The sequence below is a fragment of the Streptomyces sp. NPDC057271 genome, assembly GCF_042668715.1.
Classification (GTDB): Bacteria; Actinomycetota; Actinomycetes; order Streptomycetales; family Streptomycetaceae; genus Streptomyces.
The window spans coordinates 20,926-29,088 of record NZ_JBHUYJ010000100.1 but is presented as its reverse complement, the minus strand read 5'-3'; the positions used below and the strand labels follow the sequence as shown (position 1 = coordinate 29,088).

Here is an 8,163-nt window from a genome sequence, read left to right as displayed (position 1 = left end):
GTTCAAGCCCACCTCCTCGCACTACTCGGCATCGACGAAACCCGCCCCCGCTGGCTGGACACCTGAAACACCATGTGCGAAGTCCGGGCCTAGAGCAGCGCGAACTGGCCCTCCGGGCCCTCCTCCTGATGGTCCAGTACGGAGGCGGGGCGGCGGGCCGCGTCCGGTACGGGCAGGACGCCCGCGTCCCGCAGCACGGCCCCGGACAGCCACGGCCCCTCCGCCCAGAGCGCGGTGCGCGCCCGGTCCCGCTCGGCGAGCAGCGCGAGGACGGTGACGAGCTCCAGGAGCTCCGAGGTCCACTCCTGCGGCCAGGCCGCCGGACCGATGGCTTCCAGGCCGCCGGGTTCGGCGGGCGCGGTCCGGTGCGCGAACCACTGCTCCAGCATCCGTACGCCTCCGACCCGGAACTCCCAGGCCTCGGCCGGCACGGGCGAGATCCGGCCGTCGTCGAGGCTCAGGGTCTCCTCCCCGGGCTCGTAGGCGAGCGTGGCCGGCCGCGCCGGGATCGGCGCGCGCACATAGGGGCGGCGACCGCCCGGCAGACGGGGCCGCTCGCCGCCTCGGGCGCCCCGCAGCTGGATGTTCGTGAGCCCCCGGCCCAGTTCCACGCCCGTGGACCAGACGTCCGGGCGGGCCGGGAGCGGGACACGACAGCCGGCGGAGGACGGCCGGGCGGCAGCCACGGCCCAGGCCAGGACGTCATGGGCGGTGACCCGACAGCCGTACCGCTCGCTCAGCAGAGGCAGCAGACCGGGCGCGAGGTTCGGCTCCTCGGCCCCGGGGCGCCGGAACAGCGGGCGGATCCGGCCCGGGCGCCCGGCTGGGGAGCGTCCCGCGGGCAGCACGGCCGTCACCAGCAGCGCGGGACCGGCCCCGCCCGGAACGTACCCCTGCTCCACGGCGAAGAGCTGCCGCTCGTCGGCGACCCGCCACAGCTCGGGACGGGCCGTGTCGATGAGGCGGTGGTCGGGGAGCAGCCACCGCTCGTCGAACGGACCGTGGGCGAGCCGTACCGGTTCCGGGCACGGTCCGCACTCACGGGTGAACCGGACGGTGCCGGTCCGCTGCCCGGGCAGCGCGGCCACGGAGCTCGACGGTGTCCGCGCCCGGCTGGGCCGGAACAGCTCCTCGCGCTCGGCACCCTCCGCCCCGACCAGTCGGTCCCAGCGCGCCCGCAGCGTACGGGCGTCGGGTGCCACGATCCAGGACCGGCCGAGCCGCAACGGCCCGACGGACCACGGCATCAGCTCGTCCAGGAGGGGCGCGTCGTCCAGCGGTACGTCTTCGGTCACGCCCCGGATGCTAGGCCCTGTCGTCGAAGTGGCGCTGGCAGGGCCCGCGGCGTCCGGTGCCGTGCATCGCCAGGCGGAGGGGCGCCCGACCACTGGACGTACTCGGGCGCTCCGACAACGCGGCGAGGTGCGGTGCCGGGCGTCGCGGGCCAGGCGAGACTTCGACGACAGGGCCTGGCGAGGGGGCTCAGTGCGCCTCCACCGTCACCGTGAAGGAGAACCGGTCGCCCCGGTACCGGATCCGGGCCACGTCCACCACCCGGCCGTCCTCGTCGTAGGTGACGCCCGTGTAGTGCAGGATCGGCGAGAGCAGCGGCACCTGGAGCAGCGCCGCCGTCTCGGGGTCCGCGAGCCGGGCCTCGACGGTGTCCGTGATCCGGCTGATCCGGACCCCCATCACGTCCCGCAGCACCTTCGTCATAGGCCAGCGTTCCAGGTCGGCCGGGTCGAGCCCGGCCGCGACCTCGGGCCGTACCGCGTTCTCCGCCCAGTTGGTGGGCTCGCCGCTCTCCCCGTCACGCCGCAGCCGCTTGTATGCGACCACCTCCGTGACATCGGGGAAGAACTCGGCCAGCTCGCCCGGCACCGGCTCGGTGCCGTGGCCGAGGACGGTGGTCCGCTCGCCGGACTGCTGGGCCACGATCGCGTCGATCGAGCCGAGCAGCCGGCGAGGGGTGGAGCGCCGCGCGCCCGGCTCGATGAACGTGCCCCGCCTCCGGTGTCTGCTGATCAGGCCCTCCTCCTCCAGCTCCTTGAGGGCCTGGCGCATCGTCAGCACGCTCACGCCGTAGTGGGCCGCGAGCTGCTCCTCGGTGGGCAGCCGCAGCGAGGCGTCGGGCGTGCGGCCCAGTATGGAGGCGCGCAGCGACTGCGAGACCTGATACCAGAGCGGCAGCTTGCGGTTCAGGACCAGCGAGTCGGGGGCGAAGGCGGTCACGGCGTTCTCCGTACGACGACAACGAGGCTCGGGGACGACGAGGCTCGGGGACGACGAGACTCTACGGCCGGAAGTGGCGCTCAAGACCCTGCCATACGTCGTCGTAGCCCTTCTGCAGGTGGTCGGCCGTGGCCGCCTGCTCGGTGGCGGTGACCGGCCAGCGGGTCTCGAACATGAACGCGAGGCCGTCGTCGATCTTCTGCGGCTTCAGCTCGGCGGCGCTGGCCTTGTCGAACGTCTCCCGGTCCGGGCCGTGCGCGGACATCATGTTGTGCAGCGAGCCGCCTCCCGGGACGAAGCCCTCGGCCTTGGCGTCGTACGCGCCCTCGATGAGGCCCATGTACTCGCTCATCACGTTCCGGTGGAAGTACGGCGGCCGGAAGGTGTCCTCGCCGACCAGCCAGCGCGGGGCGAAGACCACGAAGTCGACGCCCGCGAGCCCGGGGGTGTCGGTCGGGGAGGTGAGGACCGTGAAGATCGACGGGTCGGGGTGGTCGTACGAGATCGTCCCGATGACGTTGAAGCGGCGCAGGTCGTAGACGTACGGGGTGTGGTTGCCGTGCCAGGCGACGACATCGAGCGGGGAGTGGCCGTAGGTCGCGGACCAGAGGTTGCCGCAGTACTTGTTGACGACCTCGACCGGGCCCTCGACGTCCTCGTAGGCGGCGACGGGGGCGCGGAAGTCGCGGGCGTTGGCGAGACCGTTGGCGCCGATCGGGCCGAGGTCGGGGAGCTGGAACGGCGCCCCGTAGTTCTCGCAGACGTAACCGCGGGCGCTGTCGTCGAGGAGCTCGACGCGGAAGCGGACACCGCGGGGGATCAGCGCCACCTCGCCGGGGTGGACGGCGAGCAGGCCGAGTTCGGTACGCAGGAGCAGGCCGCCGCGCTCGGGGACGATCAGCAGCTCGCCGTCCGCGTCGCTGAAGACCCGCTCCATCGGGGCGTTCGCGTGGTACAGGTGCACGGCCATACCGATGCGCTGGGCCGCGTCGCCGTTGCCGCCGAGCGTCCAGAGGCCGGCCAGCCAGTCCGTGCCCGGCGCCGGGTCGGGGAGCGGGTTCCAGCGCAGCCGGTTGGGGTCGGGAACGGTCTCGGTGAACGGCGCGGAACGGACGGCGCCGTTGTCGATCCGGGTGAACGGCGGGTGCGCGGCCGACGGGCGGACGCGGTAGAGCCACGAACGGCGGTTGTGGGCGCGCGGCTCGGTGAAGGCGCTGCCGCTCAGCTGCTCCGGGTAGAGGCCGAGGGGTGCGCGCTGCGGCGAGTTGCGTCCGTGCGGCAGTGCTCCCGGTACGGCCTCCGAGCCGTGCTCGTTCCCGAAGCCGGTGGAGTACTGGAGTCCGTCGGCCGTCTTTCTCGCCCGCTCGGTGTTCTCCGTGGTCATCGCACGCTCCTGTCCTGACGCCCAAAACAATCCTATGCATGACCGTAGGATTCCGCGCCCGCTCGCGTCAACGGGATCCGACGAGGTCGCTTCGACGTGATGTGTGCACGAGGGGTTCCAAAAGATGAACATTGCTCTACTCTCACGCCCATGTCGTGGACCCGCAGGCTCCTTGTCGCGCTCTCGGTCGTTCTCGCGGCGCTCGCCGCCGCCCTTGTCACCGCCCCCGGGGCCCAGGCCCACGAAGAGCGGCCCGTCGCCTTCCCCGACGGCTCCGGCAGCGTGCCGGTGCTCCGCACCGGGGAACCCGATCTCCTGGTCTGCAAGACCGACCGGGCCGGCTTCACCCGGCGGGTCTCCCGCTTCCCGGCGGAGCTGAAGGACCGGAACCTGGCCCTGTTCGAGCGGTGTGCGCGGAGCGGGTTCCGCCATCTCCAGCAGGCCGTCGACGCCGTCGACCGGCCCGGCATGACCATCGCCGTCCTGCCCGGCCTCTACGAGGAGGAGCCCTCACAGCCCGCGCCGACCGGCGCCTGCGCCGCGCTGAAGGCTCCCGAGTCGGCGCTCGGCTACCAGATCCTGTCGTACGAGCAGCAGAAGCAGTGCCCGCACAACCAGAACCTGGTCGCCATCCTCGGCAAGAAGAACCTCCAGATCGAAGGCACCGGCGCCTCCCGCCTGGACGTGATCATCGACGCGAAGTACACGAAGCTCAACGCCCTGCGCGCCGACGGCTCCGACGGCGTCTACTTCCGCAACTTCACCGCCCAGCGGACCACCTTCAACTCGCTGTACGTGCTGGCGGCCGACGGCTTCGTCATCGACGACGTGCTCACCCGGTGGAACGACGAGTACGGCTTCCTCACCTTCGCCTCCGACCACGGCCTCTACAAGAACTGCGAGTCGTACGGCAACGGGGACTCCGGCATCTACCCCGGCTCGGCCTCCGACATCAACAACGGCCGCGGCTACGACGTCCCCCGCTACTCCATCGAGATCACCGGCTGCCGCAGCCACCACAACATGGTCGGCTACAGCGGCACGGCCGGTGACTCCGTCTACGTCCACGACAACGAGTTCGACCACAACATGGGCGGCGCCTCCATGGACTCCGCCTTCCCCGGCCACCCCGGGCTCCCGCAGAACCACGCCCGGTTCGAACGGAACCTGATCCACGACAACAACCAGAACTACTACCGGTACGTCGCCGACGGCACCTGCGCCAAGCCGCCCGTCGAGCGCGGCTACGAGCAGGGTGTCGTCTGCCCGCAGATCTCGATGCCGCCGGGCACCGGCATCATCACGGCCGGCGGCAACTGGAACCTGTACGAGAACAACTGGGTGTACGGGCACCAGCGCGCCGCCTTCTTCCTCAGCGCCGTACCCGCCTTCATCCGGGGCGAGTCCGCCTGGGGCAAGCAGACCGACACCTCCCACCACAACCGCTACGCAGGCAACCACCTGGGCGTGGACAGGTCGGGCGCCTCGCGCCCCAACCGCACGGACGTGTGGTGGGACGGCCAGGGCGGCGGCAACTGCTGGCAGTCCGAGGGCGAGGCGTCCGGGGCGTCCACCCCCGGCGCCCTGCCCGAGTGCGGGAAGCGCCGGGGCGAGGTCTCCGGCGGCACGGACCGGCTCGTCGGTGAACCGTCCAAGCTGGCCCACCTCCTGGTGTGCGCCGACTACAACGTCCAGGCGCGACGGCTGCCCGCGGGGTGCGACTGGTACGGCGCGCGGGGGATCCAGCGCGTCGAGACGCAGCTCGCCCTGGGGATCGCCGTCGTGCTGGCCCTCGTCGGCGGCGCCCTGTGGTGGCGCAGGCTCCGTGGCAGCCGTCCGGCGGGCGTGGCGACCGCGCTGGGTCTCGCGGGCCTGGTCCTGGACGTGGCCGGCTCCACGCTCGGCCTCGCGCCCGGCCCCCTCCCGGCCGTGGCGCTCCTGCTGATCGGCGTCTGGTGGACGGTGCTGGGCCTCACCCTGCGCCCGACCCGCCCCGCCTTCGCCTGGACCACCCTCGCCCTGGGCGCGCTGACCCTCCTCGACGCCTTCGACAAGGCGGTCCTGATGATCCCCTGGATCCCCCTCGGCCCCGCCTGGCTGCGCGGCCTCCTCGCCGTGGTGTGGGTGCTGTGGGCGGTGACGGTCGCGGGCCGGCGCGCGCCCGGGGGAGCGGGCCACCGGGAACCCACCCCGGACCCCGGACCGCCACCGGTCACCGCGACCGCGCGCGACGGCCGTGACGGGTACGGGGGCCGTGACGGGAACGAAGGCCGCGGGTACGGGGGCCGCGGGTACGAGGGCCGTGACGGGAACGAAGGCCGCGGGTACGGGGGCCGCGGGTACGAGGGCCGTGACGGGAACGAAGGCCGCGGGTACGAGGGCCGTGACGGGGGTGTGTCGTGAGGCGGCGGCCGCCTGCCACGGCGACCGCCGGCCGCCGGTCCGCCGCCCTCGCGGGCGTCGTCCTCGCCGTCGCCCTGGCCGCCGCCGGGTGCGGAGGGCGGGCCACCACCCACCACAAGCCCGGCACCAGTCACCAGGAGGCCACCGCGGGCAGCGGCAGGCTGCTCGCGGTGAAGGACGAGGGCGGGCACCGGCTCCGGGAGGTGCCCGCCGAGGGCGCGCCCTCCGTCCGCGTCGAGACGAGGCCCGACACCGAGGGCGGCTGGAACATCCACCTCGCCGTGGAGAGGTTCCGCTTCACCCCGGAGAGCGTCGGCGGCGCGGCCATCCCCGGTCGCGGGTACGCCCGTCTCCTCGTCGACGGCAAGGAGACCGACCGCGTATACGGACCCTGGCATCACGTCCCGCCCGGCGCCCGCACCCTGACCGTCCGCCTCCACGCGGACGACCACACCGCCTGGGCGGTCGCGGGCAGAGCGGTCGAGACCACCATCGCCCTGAACTCCGCCCCCGCCTCGGCCGCCCCGACCCCGTCCGGCCCGTCCGCGGCGACCGCCCCCACGCCCCCCGCGCCCACGACGGCCGCGCCCGGCCGGACCGTCGAGATCACCGTCGACGGATCGTCCGTCCAGCCACCCCCCTCCCGCATCGAGCTGAAGAAGGGCGAGCGGTTCACCCTCCGTGTCACCAGCGACCGCGCCGACACCCTCCACGTCCACGGCTACGACCGCGAACTGCCCCTCGCCCCCGGCACACCCGGCTCCCTCACCCTCACCGTCGACCGCACCGGCCTCTTCGAGGTCGAGACCCACGACTCGGGGCTCCTCCTGACCCAACTCGTCGTCCGATGACCGCGCCCGCCCGCCTTCTCGCCCACGGCATCGGCTCCCAGCACGACCTCCCGCTCGCGCCCTTCTACGCCTACGCGGGTGCCTTCGCCGCGCTCTTCGTCTCCTTCCTCGCCCTGGGCCTGCTCTGGCCCACCTCCCGCTTCCGCGGCGACCGGGCGGGCCGCCCGCTGCCCGGCGCCGTCCAGCGCCTCGTCGACGCCCCGGCCACCCGCACCGCCCTGCGCGTGGCCGGCGCGGCGGCGGCCCTGACCGTCGTGCTCCACCTCCTCCTCGGTCCCGACGACCCCGACCGCAATCCCGCGCCCGGGGCCGTCTACGTCCTCCTCTGGGTGGGACTCGTCCCCGCCTCCCTCCTCCTCGGGCCGGTCTGGCGCCTCCTCAACCCCCTGCGCGCCCTGAACGCCGTGCTCCCAACCCCACGCAACCCCCGCCCCCTGCCTCCCAGCCTCGGGATCCGGCCCGCCGCCGCCGGACTCCTGCTCTTCGCCTGGCTCGAACTCGTCGCCCCCGACCCCGCCTCCTCCGCCACCCTCCTGGTCTTCCTCGCCTCGCTCACGGCGCTCGGGCTCCTCGGTGCCGCCCGCCACGGCCCCGACTGGTTCGCCCACGCCGACCCCTTCGAGGTCTACTCCTCCCTCCTCGCACGGCTCTCCCCCCTCGGCCGCCGCGCCGACGGACGGCTCGTCCTGCGCTCACCCTTCGACAGCCTCGACTCCACCCCGCAGACCCCCGGACTCGTCGGCACCGTCTGTGTCCTGCTCGGCTCCACCGCCTACGACGGCTTCTCGGACAACCCCCGCTGGATCACCACCCTCCAGACCTCACCCCTCGGCCCGACCGTCACCGCCACCCTCGGCCTCCTCGCCGCCGTCGCCCTCGTCGCCGCCCTCTACGCTCTCTGCGCAGGCACCCTGCGCCTGATGTCCCGCGAACTCGCCACGCCCCTCACCTCCTTCGCCCACTCCCTCGTCCCCATCGCCCTCGGCTATCTCGCCGCCCACTACTTCACGCTCTTCGTGACGGAAGGACCACGTACCGTCATGATGGCAGCGGGCACTGACAACGCCCCCGCGCCCGCCCCGCCCCTGGCCCCGGACGCCCTCGCCACCTTCCAGGTCGCCGCGATCGTCACCGGACACGTCCTCGGCGTCGTCGCCGCGCACGACCGCTCCGTGCGCCTGTTCCCGCCCGCCCGCGCCGTGGCCGGGCAACTGCCCCTGTTCGCGCTGATGATCGCGTACACCCTCGGAGGCATCGGACTGCTCATCGCCTGACCCGACCAGGAGCGGGGCG

6 protein-coding genes are annotated in these 8,163 nt (G+C 73.3%); 3 read left to right on the top strand and 3 right to left on the bottom strand.

Translation table 11 applies throughout. From position 1 onward, the window contains the following. Positions 1-89 precede the first annotated feature (89 nt). The 3 genes from ACFUJR_RS31775 to hmgA all read right to left on the bottom strand — a co-directional run bounded on the left by ACFUJR_RS31775 (position 90) and on the right by hmgA (position 3,616). The gene (locus tag ACFUJR_RS31775) at positions 90-1,304 is read right to left on the bottom strand and encodes a type ISP restriction/modification enzyme (protein ID WP_383181729.1); all 1,215 of its coding nucleotides are present in this window, start codon (positions 1,302-1,304) and stop codon (positions 90-92) included. A gap of 178 nt (positions 1,305-1,482) precedes the next feature. Then, positions 1,483-2,232 carry a GntR family transcriptional regulator gene (locus tag ACFUJR_RS31770; protein WP_383173068.1) on the bottom strand — a complete coding sequence of 250 codons (750 nt, stop codon included), beginning with the start codon at positions 2,230-2,232 and terminating at the stop codon, positions 1,483-1,485. 61 nt (positions 2,233-2,293) lie between these two features. Continuing rightward, positions 2,294-3,616, bottom strand: coding sequence for a homogentisate 1,2-dioxygenase (gene hmgA / locus ACFUJR_RS31765; RefSeq protein ID WP_383173069.1), 1,323 nt, complete (start codon positions 3,614-3,616; stop codon positions 2,294-2,296). Positions 3,617-3,766: 150 nt separating this feature from the next. On the opposite strand from hmgA, the gene ACFUJR_RS31760 reads away from it, so the two are divergent. From ACFUJR_RS31760 to ACFUJR_RS31750, 3 genes are read left to right on the top strand one after another with little or no spacing between them, the layout of a single operon-like run. After that, positions 3,767-6,019 carry a right-handed parallel beta-helix repeat-containing protein gene (locus ACFUJR_RS31760; protein ID WP_383173071.1) on the top strand — a complete coding sequence of 751 codons (2,253 nt, stop codon included), beginning with the start codon at positions 3,767-3,769 and terminating at the stop codon, positions 6,017-6,019. Then, positions 6,016-6,870 (top strand): hypothetical protein, encoded by an 855-nt coding sequence (locus tag ACFUJR_RS31755; protein WP_383173072.1) that lies wholly within the window; start codon positions 6,016-6,018, stop codon positions 6,868-6,870. Before ACFUJR_RS31760 ends, ACFUJR_RS31755 begins: the two co-directional genes overlap by 4 nt. Beyond that, complete coding sequence (locus ACFUJR_RS31750; protein ID WP_383173074.1) at positions 6,867-8,144, top strand: hypothetical protein; 1,278 nt, start codon at positions 6,867-6,869, stop codon at positions 8,142-8,144. The genes ACFUJR_RS31755 and ACFUJR_RS31750 overlap by 4 nt, the downstream gene beginning before the upstream one ends. Positions 8,145-8,163 lie beyond the last annotated feature (19 nt).